Below are 18,046 nucleotides of genomic sequence, written 5' to 3'. Positions count from 1 at the left end.
CGGTTCCCCTTTTCTTTTCTTAAGCGGGCGACACGGAGTGCGGAGGTGTAGTGTGTGGATTGGCAAAATGTGGTGGGAATGATCATTTGGACGGCTGCAAGCGCAGTGCTTTTAGTCGTGCTCATGTGGCTGGATTCCTTTTTCACCAAGTACAACGACATGGCGGAAATCAAGCAGGGAAATGTCGCCGTCACGACCCGGTTTGTAATGAAGCTGTTCGCTCAAGGGTACATCCTGTCCCAGTCGATCATCAAGTCCAACGACCTGCTGCATGCGCTGCAGGCGTCATTCGTTTCCTTTGTGATTCTCGTCATTATCGAATGGCTTGTACGATTATTTTTAAGGAAGGCGGCTAATCTGAATTTGGATCAGGGAACCAAGCAGGGCAAGGTAGCGTACGCACTGGTAGCCGGCTCCCTCCACGTGGTTGGTGCTTTGATCCTGGGCGCATGCCTGTAACTCGAAAGGAGAAGGTGAGCAGATGAGTCTGTTTCGGCGAGTTAAAAATCTCTTTACAACTCCAGAACCGCCCCAGGCTGAAAAAAGCCCCTTGCTCCTTGGCCCGGGGGATGTCGTGGAAGTCTCCCTGGTGACCTATCAAGTGACAGGACGAACGCGCAACGCCCAGCGCAACGCGGTTCTGCTGACACTTCAGGACGGCCGTGACGTTCGTTATCTGCATATCGAGGAGCGAGAGAGAATCACCTATGCCTTGTACAGCCCAATCGACGGCCGCCTGGATTCGTTTGATGAAGTGCCGACTACCATTGAGTTGGAGGACACGAACTACTACCTGGAGGAACAGTACAACGGCGAAGTGCGAGTCCTTGGCAAGACGCCTTTCGGATTGGACGGCGAACAATACGTTTGGCAGTACCAAGCGGATGATCGCAAGCTGCTGCGGATTGAATGGCAGGATGGGCGGTTTATGTTGTACGAAGGAGAAGCGGTCATTTCGGCGGACGTGAAGATCTTACATGGCGCATAAGGGGGTGGGCGGATGCAGCAGGGACTGTACAAGTTGATCAAAATAGGCTTGGTAGTTATCGTACTGGCAACGATCTTTGCCGGCCATAACGGTTCATCTGTAAGCATGGCGTACCCCTTGGAATCCGTTTCCGAACAGGGACAGCAGGTTTCCCGCGTATACCGCGCTGCGGGGGAGACGGTGCCCGACGTCGCGAAAAAACTGGCCGATCAGCGTAAGCCCGACGAGATCTCAAAGGAAGATCCCGAGCGGATGTTCCTGGTGTATCCCGATCAACTGTACCATCTCCAGCGAGATCCCGAGAACCCGGATGACACGCTGATCGAGGTGGATAACAAGGAGTTTGTCCGCCATAACTACAATTCCTCCTTCCTGGAAGGCTATCTGGTCGCCAGCATATTCAACAGCCTGTTGGATTCCTTTGGCAGCGATCACGGGACGTATCGCGGGTACAGCCAGAAGGATGCGAACAGCCCCAGCTACCACACGCCGACGAAAGCGGAAAAGAAACAGGCACCGCCGCTGACGGTGGAGAAGAAAGGGTCGATTTTGAAGCGCGGGAGTGACTCGTCCCGTGCAGGTACATCGATCGGTTCTGACGAAAGCATTTTCAAAAAGAAATCTCCTGCTGCTTCGTCGGGAGGCGTCGGTACCATTACAAGGTCAAGCGGCAGCAGCGGTTCCACGGTGGACACGGAGGTCACGCCGAAAAAGAGCAAGTGGTTCTCCCCGCCGCGCAACAACTCTCCTCCGAAGACCAAGGTGGGCGGATTTGGACGGATAAAACGAAGATAATCGTTACGAACATCCATTGAGATATCAACGGATGTTCTTTTTGTATTCAACCTTCAGCGTGCAGTAGCAACAACTTAGGTGTGATGATAAAATATCGTCAGAATAATGTCATCTGCTAGCATTCATCAGGATGATAACGGTTTTTCCAAATTATGTAATGAGGCAAACCTGGTCATTGGGAGAGAAAATTCCGCTGCAACGTGGAGGTAAGAAGATGAAAAACATCAATTATTACCAAACGTTTATTACTGTCGCACCTGATTGCCCGGTATCGGAAGGGGTGGTTCCCCCGGAGAAAAAAGGCGGAGTGACCAAACCACGCATCGAATATGAATTGCTCTCGAACCATCCCTATACGTTCACCCAGGAGGAGCTGATTTACGAGGTATACCTCAGGCACAAGGCGATCCCGGAGGAGGAGCAAAAGGCCAGGGGTACCCAATTGCGGGACGAGCTGTTTCAAAAGCCCCAGCCGTGCCTGCGGGCTTCCATGCTTCCGAAAAAATACGGCTGGGGCATTCACTACGATGAAGCGGGGAGAATTGCCATATACGGGGTAGAGTCTCGCGAGTACGAAAGCTTCCTTAAAAATGAAGGCGGCCAGTGGAAGGTGATTGCCGCGATGCGTAACAGCCGTTCCCGGGCGTAAGCGGATACGGGCTTGCCCGCAATGCGGTGAGCGCTTTCCGCTGTTGCCCAGCTTATGCCGCGGATACCTCAGATCAGCTTGAGTCCGCTGATCAGGATGATCATGGAGATGGTGTACTGCAGGAAACGGGTAGGGACACGGGTGGACAGGATGCTGCCGATGAAGACTCCTGGTACGGAACCGAACAAAAGCTGCAGGGCAATGGGGTAGTCGACCGTTCCGAAACTGGCATGGGCGAGGCCGGCGGCGGTCACCAGGAAGAAAGCGTGGGCGATGTCTGTTCCGACGACTTCTTTTCCCTGCAGGTTAAAGAAGTACATCAAGGCGAGGGCGAAAAGGGAGCCGCTGCCAATGGAAGTGAGGCCGACGATGAAACCGAGCGCCGCACCGATGGAGATGGTTAAGGTTCGCTTCTCTTTTAGTCCGCAAAGCTGCCAGCGATTGGGGCGGGGTTCGCGTTTATGCAGGACCGTTTTTGCGATCATCGCAATGGGGATGAGTATCAGGGCGAACCCGAGGACTTTTTTGATCAGCTCATCTGCTCCGCCAAAGGTGTGTTCGACCCATTGGATGAGATTGACGGCGACGACGGCGCTTGGCACGCTGCCGATGGCAAAGTACAGGGCGATCCTCCAATGAACGGTCCGCTGCCGCCAGTGCTGGATCGCTCCAAAGATTTTCGTGATGGAATTGTAGACCAGGTCCGTACCGACAGCGATGGTTGGTTGAATGCCAAACATGATCAAAATAGGTGTTAGCAAGGCAGCTCCACCCACTCCGGTAAGGCCGACTAAAAAACCGACAAACAGGCCAATCGCAATCAGGCTAAAGTCCATGTTCGTTTTCTTCCTCTTTTCCCAGATAGCGTAAGTATAGGCAAACTCCCTAAAAAACTAATATCAGGGTATGGCGCGAGGGGATGACTGGTGAAGTGAAGCGGAAAAATAGGCATTTGTCCAAAGCGCATCTGTTGAAAAATCGTCAAGAATCATCCGGTTTTTACAGCAGTGCATTTGGTAAAGTTACCGTAGTGCAATCTTTCTACAAATAGAGGAAATGGTATTCGGTTGACTCGTCTCACTCGGTTTCGTTACAATTATATACGGTATTTTTTTAGCTGGTAGGGAATGCTTCGAGTAACAGGTGTTTACAAATCTGTTGAAGCATATTATCTGGACAAGGAGGGCAATCACTGTGGAACAACAGTTTGTGGTGAAGGAATCAGACGGCCAACTGCTGGAGACAGATTCCCATCCGCAGGCAGAATCAGTGCAACCCGCAACATGGAGTGACTATCTGCATCTGACTAAGCCGGGGATCACCTTATCAAACCTGATGACGACGTTTACCGGCTTTTGGTTGGCAGTTTCAAGTACAAACCCTGAATGGACCATATTTGAATTGGTTCACAAGGGTTTCCTTACATTGCTGGGCACGGCGCTCGTAATCGCATCTGGTGCTGCACTTAACAACTACTATGACCGTGAACTTGACGCAAAGATGAAGCGGACGAAGAACCGGGCTGTCGCGTCGGGACGGATACATCCCCGCTATGCCATTACACTCGGAGTAGCGCTTCTGCTCGTTGGGCTATTAACTTTGATGTACGTAAATCCGCTGACGGCCGTATTCGGCTTGATTGGACATATTCTCTACGTCCTGGTCTACACGCCGTTGAAGCGGGTGACGACGTTGAATACCGTCATTGGCGGTCTATCTGGAGCGGTGCCGCCGGTCATCGGTTGGGTAGCCGTATCCAACAGCCCCGATATGGGGGCCTGGATCCTGTTCTTGATTTTGTTCCTGTGGCAGCCGCCCCACTTCCTCGCTTTGGCGATGTTGAAAGCCGAGGAATACCGCGCCGGGGGAATCCCGATGCTCCCTGTGGTAAAAGGCTTTGCCGAGACGAAACGGCAGATGTTCAACTACGCTGCGGCCTTGCTGCCTGCTTCGCTGCTGCTGATGCTGTACGCAAACGTGGGTTACATCTACCTGGTCGCTGCCATGGCGCTCGGCGGTGTTTACCTCTGGCTGTCGGTGAAAGGCTTCTCCGTCAAGGAAGAGGATGACCTCGTCTGGGCGAGAAAAATGTTCGGTTTTTCCCTGTTGTATTTGACTGCGATTTGTGCGGCTGTCATCATCAGTTCGATTCAATTCTAGTGAATACCACGTTTACCCAAGGAACATCTCTTGTACTACGGGGGGTGTTTCTTTTATGTGACATCACGCAGGAAAAGAGGTGCTGACAATGGATAAGTGGCTGAGACGGGTAGGCATTGCTGCGACGATCGTAATGTTCCTCGTGATGATCGGCGGTTCATTGGTGACGAAGACCGGTTCCGCATTGGGCTGCGGCAACGATTGGCCGCTGTGCAACGGCAAATTTGTCCCGGAGTATACGTTGGAGTCGATCGTTGAGTATATGCACCGGCTGGTAACCGGACTTGCCGGGATCGTCGTCCTGGTGTTTGTGATCATGGCCTGGCGGCGCTATCCGCGCAACAGGCAAGTACGGGCACTGTCCGTGTTTGCGGGCTTTTTTCTGATCGTCGAATCCCTGCTTGGCGCATCGGCCGTGATGTGGCCTCAGTCGCCTCCGGTGATGGCGCTTCACTTCGGCTTGTCGCTTTTGGCATTCGCCGGAGTGTTCCTGCTGATGTTGTTCGTTTTGCAGCGGGAGAAGGAAGAGAGGCTCGTCTCGAAACCGGTTTCCGCAGGATTTCGCCGCTATGTATGGGCGGTAACGATCTACGCTTACGGAGTCGTCTACATTGGAGCTTACGTCCGCCATACCAATGCCAGCTTGGCCTGTCCGGACTGGCCGCTGTGCCGGGGAAGTCTCATTCCCGAGCTGTCGGGGCTGGTAGCCGTTCAATTTTTCCACCGCGTCTGTGCTGCCATTCTATTTTTCCTTATACTGGGAATCGTTACTTACGCGGTCCGTCATTATAAAGGTAACAGGCGCGATGTTTACAAGGCCAGCATTCTGGCGCTCATCCTGGTCGGCATACAGGTATTGAGCGGGGGCTGGGTGGTCTATTCGCGGTTGATCATCTACGCTACCTTGTTCCACTCGGCGGTCATTACCTGTTTGTTCGGGGTGCTGTGCTACCTCTGTCTGCAGGCGCTCAAGCAGCCTCAGGACAGCAAACAGGAAAAGTCGCTGATCGAGCCCAATCCCTCGGCCGTTACCTGGCAAAAAGTATAATCCAAAACCAGCACTCGCAGACGGGTGCTGGTTTTTTGCACTTCTGTTACAATAAAGGCAAAAGGCAAACACGTGATCGATAGGGGTGAGCGAATGCGGATATTACATACGGCCGATTGGCATTTCGGCAGGATGCTGGAAGGGCGGGACAGGCGCGCGGAACAGGCGGCATTTGTGGATGAGCTGTGCCGCATAGCCGATGAGAGGCAGGTAGACCTCGTCCTGGTAGCGGGAGATGTGTACGATTCGTTCAACCCGCCGGCTTGGGCTGAGGAACTGTATTACCACGCCCTGGAGAGGCTGTCATGCCAAGGCAAGCGAGGGGTCGTGGTCATCGCAGGCAACCACGATCAGCCGGAGCGGGTCAGAGCGGCGGCGCCATTGGCGGAAAAACACGGTATCGTTCTGCTCGGCTTGCCAAAAGAGGCTCCGCGGATCAGCGGACAAGATGTACCGGAGGGCAGGGTGCGGGTCGCCGCCGCCGGCCCGTCCTGGCTGGAGCTGGCGGTGCCGGGTGTGGATCATCATGCGGTGATTCTCGCGCTGCCGTATCCTTCCGAAGCCAGGCTGCGGGAGCTGCTCAGCGAGAACTTCTCACCGGAACAAATGCAGCAAGCTTTTTCCGAGCGCATCGGCATGTTGTTGGCCGATTTGGCCCGTCATTTTCGCGCGGATACGGTCAATCTGGTGATGAGCCATCTGTTTGTGATGGGCGGTGCGGAGAGCGAGTCGGAGAGACCGATTCAGATCGGCGGGACCTATACGGTACACCCTTCCGCTTTTCCCAAGACGGCTGACTACGTCGCGCTGGGACATCTTCACCGGCCGCAGCTGCTTGGCACCGAGCCGCGAATCCGCTACAGCGGTTCTCCGCTGGCGTACAGTTTTTCGGAAGCAGGCCAGAGCAAGGCAGTTGTTCTGGTGGAAATTACCCCTCAGTCAGAGGTTCGCGAAGAGCTCATTTACCTGCAAAGCGGGCGTCCGCTCGTCCGCTGGCAGGCGACAGGGGGAGCGGCAGAAGTGGAGCAGTGGGTAGCCGAAGGGCGTGACGCCGGATGCTGGATTGACCTGGAGCTGCATGTCCCGGACGTGATCGATCCGGCCGAATTTCAGCGCCTGCGCAAGCTGAGCGACAATTTTGTCAAGGTGCAGCGGGTTCTGGTCAAGGGCGAGAGCGGGGGAACAGAAGAGGCTGAAGGCGGCTCTGGGGAGCGGGAAGAGCTGACGGCCACACAGCTGTTTTGCCGCTTTTACGAACGAAAGCGCGGCGCCAAGCCGGATGACAAGCTGGTTCAATTGTTCGCCCGGTTGATGGCGGCTGCGGGCAGCCGGCAAGGAGGGGATGCCTAGGTGAAACCGATACAGCTTAAGCTATCCGGGATGCACAGCTATCGCGAACTGCAGGTCGTAGACTTTGAAACGCTGTGCGAGGCGGGATTATTCGGCATATTCGGTCCCACGGGCAGCGGGAAATCAACGATTCTCGATGCGATAACACTGGCTTTGTACGGACAGGTCGTGCGCATGGGCGGAGGATCCCATCCCAAAGAGGTGTTAAACCAGCTGGAAGACCGCCTGTTCGTCTCCTTTACCTTTGAGCTCGGCGGCGGAGATACGCGGCGCCGGTACACGATCGAACGGGAATTTGGCGTCGATAAGAAAGGCAACAAACGCCAGCCGGAAGTGAGATTAATCGAACGGGCCTTGTCGGCTGGCGAGGAGGACCGCGTGCTTGAGTCGAAGGCTACAGCGGCGACAGCAGCGGTAGAGCAGTTGATCGGACTTACGATTCAGGACTTCACCCGCGCGGTAGTGCTGCCTCAGGGGCAGTTTTCCCGGTTTTTGACCCTGACTGGCAAAGAGCGCAACGAGATGCTTCAGCGCATGTTTTACCTGCATGAATACGGAGAGAAGCTGAGTGAACAGGTTCGCGGCGCCTATGAGCAGAACAAGGCTGAGCTGCACCAGTTGGAGCTCGCTTTGGCCGGACTGGGCGACTCCGGGCCGGATGCACTGCTGGCCGCTTCCCAGGAATTGGAGGCTAAGGCGAAGCTGGAGGTGCAGGCAGCAGAGGATTACCGAGCTCTGTCCGAAAAGCGCCGCGAGTGGGAACAGATTCGCAGCTGGCAGACGGAACGCCTGGTGCTGCTGGACAAGCTTGCTGCCATGCAGGCGGAAGCAGCCGATGTCGAAGCGCTGGCGGAACGGATTGCCGAAATGGAAGCGAGCGCAAAGGTCTGGCCGGTGCTGGAGCGGTATCGCCACATCCAGCTCAGACGGCAGGAGACGGAACAGCAGCTGCAAAGCCTGCGCCGCCGGCGGGACGAACAGACAGTGGTCTATCAACAAAAGGAGCAGGCGTATCAGACCCTGCTAGCCCGCCTGAGAGCCGAGGAGCCGCTGTTGATCGAAGAGAAGAGCCTGATGGAGCAGGCAGCCCAGTGGGAGGAAGAGCTGCTTAGGGAGAAAGCCGCACTGGAAAGCGTTCAAAACGAGCTTGCGGAAGTACAGGCAAGCGGAGAGCGGGCGGCCAAGGCAGTTGCGGCGGCAGAGCGAGAGCTGCAACGGCTGGATGAGGAACTAAATCGGCTCGACGCCGAGCTGCAGCAGCTGTCCGTCTCTGCCGAGGAACGCAAACGGATAAACGCGCTGCTGGAGGCCAAAAAAGCCTGGAAGCAGGCCGCGCAAAGGCTGCAGGAAGCAGAGCGTGAGGCGGCTGAGGCGAAAAAGCAGCAAATACAGGTGGCCGAACAGGCACATCACGGCCACCACGCCTGGCAAAAGGCAGCAGAGGAGCGGGAGCGGGCCCTGAACCTGCTGGCGGAAGCGGAATCGGCTTTGCAAGAACTGCCAGGGGAAGAGGAGATGGAACGGCTTCGCGACACACTCGTGCAAGTCAAGCTGATCGGGCAGGAATGGCGCGAGTTGAGCCGGACCCAGCTCGCCTGTCAGCAGCGGCGGATGGCCTTGGAAGAAGCGCGGATCGGTGCGGAAAAACTGTGTCAGCAGGCGGAAGCGGCCAACCAGGCCGCAGCGGTGGAGAGAAGCAAGAAGCAGCAGCTCAGACAGCAGGCGGAAGAGAATTGGCTCAGGTGGCGGCAGGATAACCTGGTGCGGTATTTGAGAGAGCAGCTGACCGAAGGAGAGCCCTGTCCGGTATGCGGCTCAGTCGATCACCGAACAGGGCATCAACCGGGCGGAAGCGAGGCCCAGGCAGATGCACCGCTTGCCGGAGAAGAGGAGTACCGCTTGGCCCTGGAGGTCAGTCAGGCAGAGCTGGAGACGGCCGAGGAAGCCCTGCGGCGGACATCTGAGGCGTGGCAGGCCGCCAAGCTGGAGCTGGAGACCCTGAAGCGGGAGCTCTCCAAGCTGGAGGAAGAGCAGCGCGTACTGCAGGAGCGATCCGAGCAGATCGGCAGCCGATTAGCCGAATGCGGCGAAGGGTGGCAGGCTGAAAGCGTTGACGGGCTTTCCCGGCTGTTCAAGGAACAGGAGGCAAACAGCCGAGGGCTCAGCGAACGGCGCGAACAGCAGCGGCAGTTGCTGCAGTCCCGGCAGCAGTCGCTGGCTGCTTCGCGCGAACAGGAATTGGAACAAAAGTCGGCCTATGACAAGCTGACAGCAGTGCGGGAACAGTGGGAAGAACGGGCCGATGCCGCAGAAAAGCGCCGTTCTCAAGCGCAAAGCGAAGCTGATCAGGCCAAAGAATATCTGCAGCAGCTCAGCAGCAGCGGAGATTTGGCGGTAGAACACATCGAAGCGGCCGCTGCCGAGCTGGATGAGCGGGAGGCCCGGCACGCGAAGCTGCAGCAAACAAAGCAGGAGCGGACGGAGCAGCGCAAGCGACTTCACGCCGAACTGGAGCAGAACAGGTCAGATCACACCCGCTTGGCCATCCAGCAGGCGGGGCTCGCGGAGCGGCTGCAGGAACGCCGGCAGCTCTGGGAGCAAAAGCAGCAACAGTGGCTGGAGCGAACAGGCGGAGAACGGGCCCGCGTACGGCTGCAGCAGCTGGAACAGCAGCTCAGCCGCTTGCGCGCGGAAGTACATACCGCTGAGCAGTCCTACAAGCAGGCGGCCGACGATCGGCAGACGCTGATGGAGATGCTGCTCAAGTCGGAAGAAGCTGCCGCACTGCTCGCCCGGCAGCTGCAGGAAGCCGAGACGGAACTGCAATCGGCGGTGAAGGCAAGCGGCCTTCAGGAGCTGTCCCGGGTCGAGGCGGCCCATCGGGAGCGGGAGAAGCTGGACGACTACAAGGCGCGAGTAGAGCACTTCCGTACACTGAAAAGTCAGCTTCAGTACGATGAACAGCGATTGGCAAAGCAGTTGAACGGGCGGAGCGTCGACGAGACCGAGTGGGCCAAGCTGAACGCAGCATGCGACGAATGCGAACAAGCGCTGCAGTCGTTAAAGGACCAGGTGGCCGTCGCCCGCCAGTCGCTCGCTACGATTGAGTCCAATCACCAAAAATGGCTGTCCCTGCAAGCGCGCTGCTCGGAAATCAGAGATGAACAGAGCAGGTTGGAAGAGCTGCGGCGGCTGTTCGAAGGGAAGGCGTTCGTCCAGTTTATCGCCGAGGAAAAACTGGCTTCGATCGCCCGGGACGCCTCTTATCACCTCGCCCGGATGACCAAGAACCGCTACGGGCTGGAGCTTGGCGCCGAGGGAGAATTCGTCCTGCGGGACGAGGGAGCAGGGGGGCTTAGACGTCCCGTCAGCACCTTGTCAGGCGGAGAGACCTTTCTGACGTCGCTGGCTTTGGCCCTCGCCTTGTCGGTTGAGATACAGCTTAACGGCGGAAGGCTGGAGTTTTTCTTCCTGGATGAAGGGTTTGGCACGCTGGATCCCGAGCTTTTGGAAGTGGTGATGGATGCGCTGGAGCGCCTGCGGATGGCCGACTTTACGATTGGCGTGATCAGCCACGTGCCGGAAATGCGCATGCGCATGCCCCGCAGGCTGATCGTCACGCCTGCCGAGCCGATCGGCCCGGGCAGCCGCATTGCGATGGAAATCGACTGAGGAGGGGAGACAATGGCGGTACGGTTCATTTTGGGAAGAGCGGGGACGGGCAAAACGGCTGAAATTATGCAGCAAATCGCCGAACGGATTAACCAGCAGCGAGATGGTACGCCGCTGATCTACCTGGTCCCGGAACAAGCTACCTTCCAGGTCGAACGCCGGCTGGCAGCGACGCCGGGATTGGGGGGCTTGATGCGGGCTCAGGTGCTTAGCTTCGGCCGGCTCGGCTACCGGATTTTGCAGGAAGCAGGCGGGATGGCGAAAATCCCCATCGATGAATTGGGCAAACAGATGGTGCTGAGAATGCTGCTGGAAAAATATGGGGAAAATCTGCAGCTGTTCCACCGCGCCGCGCAGAAGCCAGGCTTCGTAGAACAGTTGGCAAGAATGATCAGCGAATGCAAACGGTACGGGGTTACTTCGGAGATGCTGGCGGAGCGGGAATGGAAGAACAGCACGCTTTCGCAGAAAATGGGCGACCTCTCGCTGTTGATGGGCGAGTACGACCGCTACATGGATGGCGTTTACTACGACACGGATGACATGCTGGGCCGCGTCGCCGAGAAGATCGCCGCTTCCCAGTACTTGCGCGAGGCAGAAATCTGGCTGGATGGGTTTAGCGGGTTTACCAAGCAAGAATACTTGTTGATCGGGCAGCTGATGCGCTGCGCCCGTGAGGTGACCATCGCGCTCTGCCTGGACCCGGCTGAACGGGAACAACCAGTCGACCCGCTGCACGTGTTTTACCCGACACAGGAAACCTATCTGCGCTTGCTTGAGCTGGCCCGGGAAGTCTCCGTAGAAGTAGAGCAGCCGATTTTGTTGGAACAGGCGCATCGTTTTGCCGAAAGCCCGCAGCTTGCCCACCTCGAGCGAACCTATTTTTCCCTGCAGCCGCCGGCAGATGCGCCCGCGGCTGAGCGGGAAGGCGAGGTGGAGCTGGTCACGGCTGTAAACCGCCGGGCGGAGGTGCAGGCGCTGGCATTGCGGATTCTCGCCCTGGTGCGGGATCAGGGGTACCGCTGGCGGGAACTCGGCGTATTGCTTCGCGATATCGGCATCTACGCGGATGAGATTGCCAGCGTCTTCACCGACTACGAGATCCCGTTCTTTTTGGACCAAAAGCGATCCGTGCTGCACCACCCGCTGATCGAACTGATCCGGTCAGCGCTTGAAGTGGTCACAAAAAGGTGGGGGTATGAAGCGGTTTTCCGCTGTCTCAAGACAGATCTGATCGCTCCCGCCGGAGCCGAATCCGCGGCAGATGCGCGTTCGGAGGTGGATCTGCTGGAAAACTACGTGCTGGCGTACGGCCTATACGGATCACATTGGTCCAGCGAACAGCCGTGGTCGTTTCATTCCGACCGGGAGACCGCTTTTGCCGAAATCGACAGCATCCGGCGCCGGTACGCCCAGCCGCTGCTCGCCTTTGAACGGGCGGTAAAACAGGCGGAAGGGGAAAACGTCAGAGCGATGACAGCTGCTTTGTATCAATTTATCGCCGACTTGCAGGTAGAAGAGAGGCTGGAAGAGTGGCAGGGACAGGCAGAAGCGGCAGGAGACTTGGAGGCCGCTCGCGAACACGCCCAGGTCTGGAACCAGTTCGTCGATTTGCTCGACCAGATAGTAGAGGCGATGGGGCAGCAGAAGCTCGACCTGGTTACGTACAGCCGAATCCTCGACAGCGGTTTGGAAAGCATCCGGCTTGGCCTCGTTCCCCCGTCGCTCGATCAGGTCGTGATCGGCCAAATGGAGCGGTCGCGTCACTCCAATGTCAAAGTGCTGTTCTTGCTCGGGGTAAACGAAGGGATCATCCCCCAGCGGCCAAGCGAGGAGGGCATTCTGGACGAAGCGGAGCGCGAGCAAGCGGCGGAAGCCGGGATTGAGCTTGCGCCCGGCGCCAAAGAGCGGCTTATGGCGGAGCAGTACCTGCTGTACCGTGCGCTGACTCGTCCTTCTGAGAGGCTTTGGGCAAGCTGTGCGCTGGCAGACGACGAGGGCAAGGCGCTGCTGCCCTCATCCGCCTTCCAGCGAATCCGGCAGGCGCTTCCCGATGTGACGATCCGGCTGTTTACCAACCAGCCAAGCGGACTTTCTTCGTCGGACGCGGAACTCGTCGGACGTCCGCGGCAGATGTTCAGCCATCTGCTGGGCCTGCTGCGGCAGATGAAGCAGGGGATGCCGCTGACCCCGTTCTGGTGGGAGGTCTACGACTGGTTTGCCAGACGGGGAAAGCCGGAATCGGAGGAACGCCGCTTGATCGCCGGCCTGATGTACGACAACCAGGTAAGGAAATTGCCCCCTGTGCTCAGCAGGGAATTGTACGGAAAAAGCCTCAGGATGAGCGTTTCCAGGCTGGAGCGGTTTCAGGCTTGTCCCTTCTCTCACTTTGCCTCTCACGGGCTGAGATTGGCGGAGAGGCAGCTGTACAAGCTGGAGCGGTTTGATGTCGGAGAACTGTTCCACGCGTCGCTCAAGCGAGCGGTGGAAGAGATGAACGAACGAGGGATCGACTGGGGGAAGCTGAGCGATCGGGACAGCTTCACGCTGGCCAGCGACGTCGTGGACGAGTTGGTCCCACAGACCCGCAGCAGCATCCTCAGCAGAACGGCCCGCTACCGGTTTGTCACAGGGACGTTGAAGCGGGCAGTGGGACGCGCTTTGGCTGTATTGGGGGAACACGCCAGGCGGAGCCGCTTTGTCCCGGTCGGCCTGGAAGTGGCTTTCGGACCGGGAGGGGAACTTCCCGGACTTACGCTGGAGCTGGATAACGGCGTTACCCTCCAGCTCATTGGACGGATTGACCGGGTCGATCAATCGGCCGAGGCAGGACAGCGCTACCTGCGGGTCATCGACTACAAATCGGGGCCCAAAACCCTCTCCCTGTCCGACGTCTGGAATGGGTTAAATCTGCAGCTGCTCGTCTACCTGGACGTCGTCGCAGCCAACGCGAAAGAGTGGCTGGGGGAGGAGTGCGAAGTGGGCGGAGTCTTTTACTATCAAGTGGCCGATCCGTTCATCTCCGCCAAGCGGATGCTCTCGCCCGAGGAAGCGGCCAAAGAGCGTGCCGCCAAGCTCAAAATGAAAGGACTGATGCGGGCGGACCGGGAACTGGTGCGCATGATGGATGACCAACTGGAATCGGGCTGGTCTGATCTGCTGCCGGTCGGGTTGAAAAATGACGGAACGTTCCGGTCTCACTCTGCGGTGGCGACAGCAGAGGAGTTTGCCGGGCTGCAAAGGCATGTTCGAGATACCGTCAAACAACTCAGCCAGCAGATGGTCGAAGGAGAGATTGGCATTGCGCCATATGTACAGGGGACATTTACTGCCTGCCAGACGTGTGCGTACAAGCCTGTATGCCAATTCGATCCGCTCCAGGAGGGGAACCGCCAGCGGATGATCGGCAAACTCTCCAATAACGAAGTCATGCGGCTGATCATGCAAGAGGCCGTGCAGCGGCAAGGGGAAGGAGGAAGTGCACATGGCGATGAAGGCGGCCAAGCCTGAACACTGGACTGATGAGCAGTGGCAGGCGATAACAGAGAGAGGAGACCATCTGCTGGTAGCGGCTGCTGCGGGTTCGGGGAAGACGTCGGTACTGGTCGAGCGCATCATCCGCCGGGTCAGCGATCCCGAAGAAGAAGTGGGCGTAGACCGGCTGCTCGTCGTCACATTCACCAACGCGGCGGCGGCCGAAATGCGGCAGCGGATCGGCGAGGCACTGCGCAAGGCGCTTGAGGCGAACCCGGCTTCCCCGCATTTGCGCCGTCAGTTGACCCTGCTGCAGCGGGCGACGATTACGACGCTCCACTCCTTTTGCTTGGGGCTCTTGAGGCAGTATTACTACCTGGTCGACGTGGATCCCGATTTTCGCATTGCCGATGAATTGGAAATCGAGCTGCTTCGCCAGGACGTATTGGAAGCAAAGCTGGAAGAATGGTATCAGGACGATGCCGAATTTCTCGCCTTGGCCGATGCGATGATGGACGGGCGGGATGACACAGGTCTGGTAAACCTGCTCTTGCAGCTGCACAACTTTTCGCGGAGCCACCCCGACCCGGAGGCCTGGCTGCGCCAGTCTGCCGAGATGTTTGAGCTAAAGGAAGGGGCCTCGCTCACAGATCATCTTTGGACGAAGGATCTGCTGGAGGGGCTCAGCCTGGAAGTGAAAGTAATCCAGGGACTGCTGGAAAAAGCGGTTGTGCTTGCAGGTTCGGCTAACGGACCCGGCAGCTACCTGCCCTTGCTTGAGCAGGAGCGGGATGCCGTCCAGTCTGCTGTACTTGCCTGTGAAGCCGGTTGGGAGCCGCTTCGACGGGCGCTGGATGCGATCGCGTTCGGCAGGCTTCCAGCGGCAAAAGAGGCGGATGATGCTCTAAAAAAGCAGGTGCAAAGCCTGCGCAACAAGGCGAAGGAGAAAGTGGGAGCGCTGCAGGAAGAGTACTTTTCGGCAACGGATGAAGATTACCTGCGCGACCTGTACCGCCTCGCTCCGCTGATGGGAACGCTGGCCCGGGCGGTGATCCAGTTTGACGCGGCTTTTACGGCGGAAAAACAGGCACGCGGCTTGGTTGACTTCAGCGACCTGGAGCATCTCGCCCTGCAGATTCTGCGAGAGGCCGACGAGACGGGAGGGTACCGGCCGTCGTCTGTCGCCCGACAGCTTCAGGATCAGTTTGCCGAAGTGCTGGTCGACGAGTACCAGGACATCAACCTGACACAGGAGACGATTTTGCAGTTGGTCTCACGTGACCCGGCCGATGGGATTGCGGGCAACCGGTTTATGGTTGGGGACGTAAAACAGAGTATCTACCGCTTCCGGCAAGCGGAGCCTAGATTATTTTTGGAAAAATATGTATCATATCGAACCGGTAGTGAAAGTGAGCGGAAGGGGGCGGGACGGCGTATCGATCTGGCGGCGAACTTCCGCAGCCGTACGGTCGTTGTCGATGCGGTCAACTACTTGTTTCGCCAGATCATGACCCCGCGAGTGGGTGAAATCTCCTACGACAAGTCCGCCGAGCTGATCGGCAGGGCTCGTTATCCAGATGCCGATTCGGAAGCGTTGGATACAGAAGTGCATCTGATCGACCGCCACCTCCCCGATGGAAACGACGACGGCAGCGAGCCCTTAGGCGGGAACGGGGCAGATGAGGCTTCCGGCGGAGGAGTATCCGCTGCGGCAGATGAAGTGCTGGAAGCCGAGCAGGTCGGTACGGCACAGTTGGAGGCCCGGTTGATCGCCGAGCGGATCCGCATGTGGATGGAGCCGGGAGCGGGATCTGCACCGCTGCTCGTCTTTGACAAAAGCAGCGGCGGGATGCGGCCGCTCGCTTATCGGGATATCGTCATCCTGCTGCGTGCCAACGCCGGCTGGGCGCAGCCGATGATGGAGGAGCTGCAAGCAGCCGGGATTCCCGTGTATGCTGAGCAGAACGGAGGCTACTTCGCTGCAACCGAGGTAGAGGTCATGCTGTCGCTGCTTCGGATCATCGACAATCCGCAGCAGGATATTCCGCTGGCGGCAGTGCTGCGCTCGCCGATCGTCGGCTTGACCGAACAGCATCTGGCTGAATTGCGCATTGCCTATCCAGGCATTCCCTTTCATCAGGCGGTGCAGCTTTGCGTTCGCGAGGGGCGGGATGAGGGCGAGCTGGACAGGCGTCTGCGCGATTTTTTCCAGCGTGTCGAAGACTGGCGGACAGCAGCCAGACGCGGTTCTCTCGCTGATCTGCTGGCCCGGATTTACCGAGAAACGGGCTATCTGGAGTTTGTCGCCTCGCTGGATAACGGTCAGCAGCGGCAGGCGAATCTGCGGGCACTGTACGACCGCGCCCGCCAGTATGAGGCTACCTCGTTTCGCGGTCTGTTCCGTTTCCTTCGATTTGTCGACCGGCTGCAGCAAAAAGGGCGCGACATGGGAGAGGCACGGACGATTGGGGAAAATGAAGACGTCGTGCGGGTCATGACCATCCACAAGAGCAAGGGGTTGGAGTTTCCCGTGGTATTTGTCGCAGGGTTGGGGAAACAGTTCAACACGATGGATGAAAAGAAGCACTTCCTGCTGCACAAAGACCTCGGTTTTGGTCCCAAGGTATCCGATTCCGAGCTGCGTCTGCGATATCCCTGCCTCGCGTACCAGGCGGTCCGGCAGCAGCTTCACCGCGAGATGCTGGCTGAGGAGATGCGCGTACTGTACGTCGCCTTGACGCGGGCGCGGGAGAAGCTGATCTTGGTTGCTTCCGAGAAAAATCTGGCGAAAAGTATCGCCGCCTGGTGCGATCAGGCTGGCTCGGGGGATGCGCTGGCCGACGAGGATCTCATCCAGGCAAAAAGCAGCCTGGACTGGGTAGGCCGGGCCCTGGTGCGCCATCCAGCCGGGGCTGTCCTGCGGGACAAATGCCAGGAACAGGGAGGAGAGCTCTGCCTCACGACCGTACCTGATGACTCCCGCTGGTCGTTTTTCTTCTACCAGGCGGACCAGTTTGCGGCTAAAAAGGCGGAAACAAACCTGGATCGGCAGGTCTGGGAGCGAATCGTCAGCCTGCAATCAGTGGGAGAAAGACCGGAAGATCCATTCTGGCGGGAACAGCTTGAACGGCAGCTGACCTGGAGCTACCCGTATCTCCTGGCCGCGCAGACAGCGGCCAAGTGGAGCGTCAGCGAGCTGAAGCGAATGACGGAAGATGTCTCGGAAAGCGAGCAGCTCAGGCTGTCTACTGAGGAAGGCCCGGCTCGCAAATGGGCGCAGATCAACAAGAAGCCCCGCTTTCTGACGGAGCAGACAATCAAGACCTTTAGCCGGGCGGAGATTGGAACGATTGTGCACACGGTCATGCAGCAGCTGGACCTGAAACAACCCCTGGACGAAGCCGGTGTGCAGCACCAGCTGCGAGACTTGGTAGATCGGGAGTACCTCACCCGGGAGCAGGCTGCACAGGTAAACTGTCAGCAAATAGCCTCATTCTTTGCCTCGCCGCTTGGCCTGCGGCTAAAAGCGGCGGCCCGGGTGCATCGCGAACTGCCTTTTACGATGACCGTCCCATTGGATCAGATCATGTCTGACGCCATTGCGGAAACAGGGGAGCAGGTTATCGTGCAAGGGGTCATCGACTGTCTGGCAGAAGAGCCGGACGGATCGCTGATTATGGTCGACTACAAGACAGATGCCATGATCGGCAGCGACCGGGCTGCCTCGCTTGTTCAGCTAACCAACCGCTATCGGAAACAGCTCCAGCTTTACACGCAGGCAATCGAACAGATCTGGCAGCGGCGAGTCGATAAAAGCTACCTGTACTTCTTCTCCGCGGGCGAGGCCGTCCTTATCGGCGAAGGCGAATGAAAAAGAGGAACGCCCCGGGATCATGTCATGGATCCCGGG

The 18,046-nt window shown here is 57.9% G+C and carries 11 protein-coding genes; 10 read left to right on the top strand and 1 reads right to left on the bottom strand.

The annotated features are described in order from the left end of the window. The first annotated feature begins 54 nt into the window (after positions 1–54). The 4 genes from ACI7RC_RS13980 to ACI7RC_RS13965 all read left to right on the top strand — a co-directional run bounded on the left by ACI7RC_RS13980 (position 55) and on the right by ACI7RC_RS13965 (position 2,432). Positions 55–459 carry a DUF350 domain-containing protein gene (locus ACI7RC_RS13980; protein ID WP_408108842.1) on the top strand — a complete coding sequence of 135 codons (405 nt, stop codon included), beginning with the start codon at positions 55–57 and terminating at the stop codon, positions 457–459. 22 nt (positions 460–481) lie between these two features. Continuing rightward, a complete protein-coding gene (locus ACI7RC_RS13975; RefSeq protein ID WP_408108841.1) occupies positions 482–988 on the top strand; it encodes a DUF4178 domain-containing protein in 507 nt (168 codons plus the stop codon). Positions 989–1,000: 12 nt separating this feature from the next. Further along, positions 1,001–1,783 carry a DUF4247 domain-containing protein gene (locus ACI7RC_RS13970; protein WP_408108840.1) on the top strand — a complete coding sequence of 261 codons (783 nt, stop codon included), beginning with the start codon at positions 1,001–1,003 and terminating at the stop codon, positions 1,781–1,783. Positions 1,784–1,997: 214 nt separating this feature from the next. After that, positions 1,998–2,432: a DUF6157 family protein gene (locus ACI7RC_RS13965; RefSeq protein WP_408108839.1), complete on the top strand. Its 435-nt coding sequence runs from the start codon at positions 1,998–2,000 to the stop codon at positions 2,430–2,432. Positions 2,433–2,500: 68 nt separating this feature from the next. Here the strand turns inward: ACI7RC_RS13965 and ACI7RC_RS13960 are convergent, their stop codons facing one another. After that, the gene (locus ACI7RC_RS13960) at positions 2,501–3,268 is read right to left on the bottom strand and encodes a sulfite exporter TauE/SafE family protein (RefSeq protein WP_408108838.1); all 768 of its coding nucleotides are present in this window, start codon (positions 3,266–3,268) and stop codon (positions 2,501–2,503) included. Positions 3,269–3,626: 358 nt separating this feature from the next. Here ACI7RC_RS13960 and cyoE point away from each other — a divergent pair, with 358 nt between their 5' ends. The 6 genes from cyoE (at position 3,627) to addA (ending at position 18,007) form a co-directional block, all read left to right on the top strand. After that, on the top strand, positions 3,627–4,592 hold the full coding sequence (gene cyoE, locus ACI7RC_RS13955) for a heme o synthase (RefSeq protein WP_408108837.1): 966 nt from the start codon (positions 3,627–3,629) through the stop codon (positions 4,590–4,592). A gap of 88 nt (positions 4,593–4,680) precedes the next feature. Next, on the top strand, positions 4,681–5,640 hold the full coding sequence (locus ACI7RC_RS13950) for a COX15/CtaA family protein (protein WP_408108836.1): 960 nt from the start codon (positions 4,681–4,683) through the stop codon (positions 5,638–5,640). Positions 5,641–5,733: 93 nt separating this feature from the next. Then, positions 5,734–6,990, top strand: a complete 1,257-nt coding sequence (locus tag ACI7RC_RS13945) for an exonuclease SbcCD subunit D (protein WP_408108835.1) — start codon at positions 5,734–5,736, stop codon at positions 6,988–6,990. Continuing rightward, positions 6,991–10,662, top strand: a complete 3,672-nt coding sequence (locus ACI7RC_RS13940) for an AAA family ATPase (RefSeq protein ID WP_408108834.1) — start codon at positions 6,991–6,993, stop codon at positions 10,660–10,662. A 12-nt stretch (positions 10,663–10,674) separates the two neighbouring features. Then, positions 10,675–14,172, top strand: coding sequence for a helicase-exonuclease AddAB subunit AddB (gene addB, locus ACI7RC_RS13935; protein WP_408108833.1), 3,498 nt, complete (start codon positions 10,675–10,677; stop codon positions 14,170–14,172). Further along, positions 14,147–18,007, top strand: a complete 3,861-nt coding sequence (addA, locus tag ACI7RC_RS13930) for a helicase-exonuclease AddAB subunit AddA (RefSeq protein ID WP_408108832.1) — start codon at positions 14,147–14,149, stop codon at positions 18,005–18,007. Before addB ends, addA begins: the two co-directional genes overlap by 26 nt. Positions 18,008–18,046 lie beyond the last annotated feature (39 nt).

It is taken from the genome of Brevibacillus sp. B_LB10_24 (genome assembly GCF_046036945.1).
GTDB lineage: Bacteria > Bacillota > Bacilli > Brevibacillales > Brevibacillaceae > Brevibacillus_C.
This window is presented reverse-complemented; position numbering and strand designations above follow the sequence as displayed.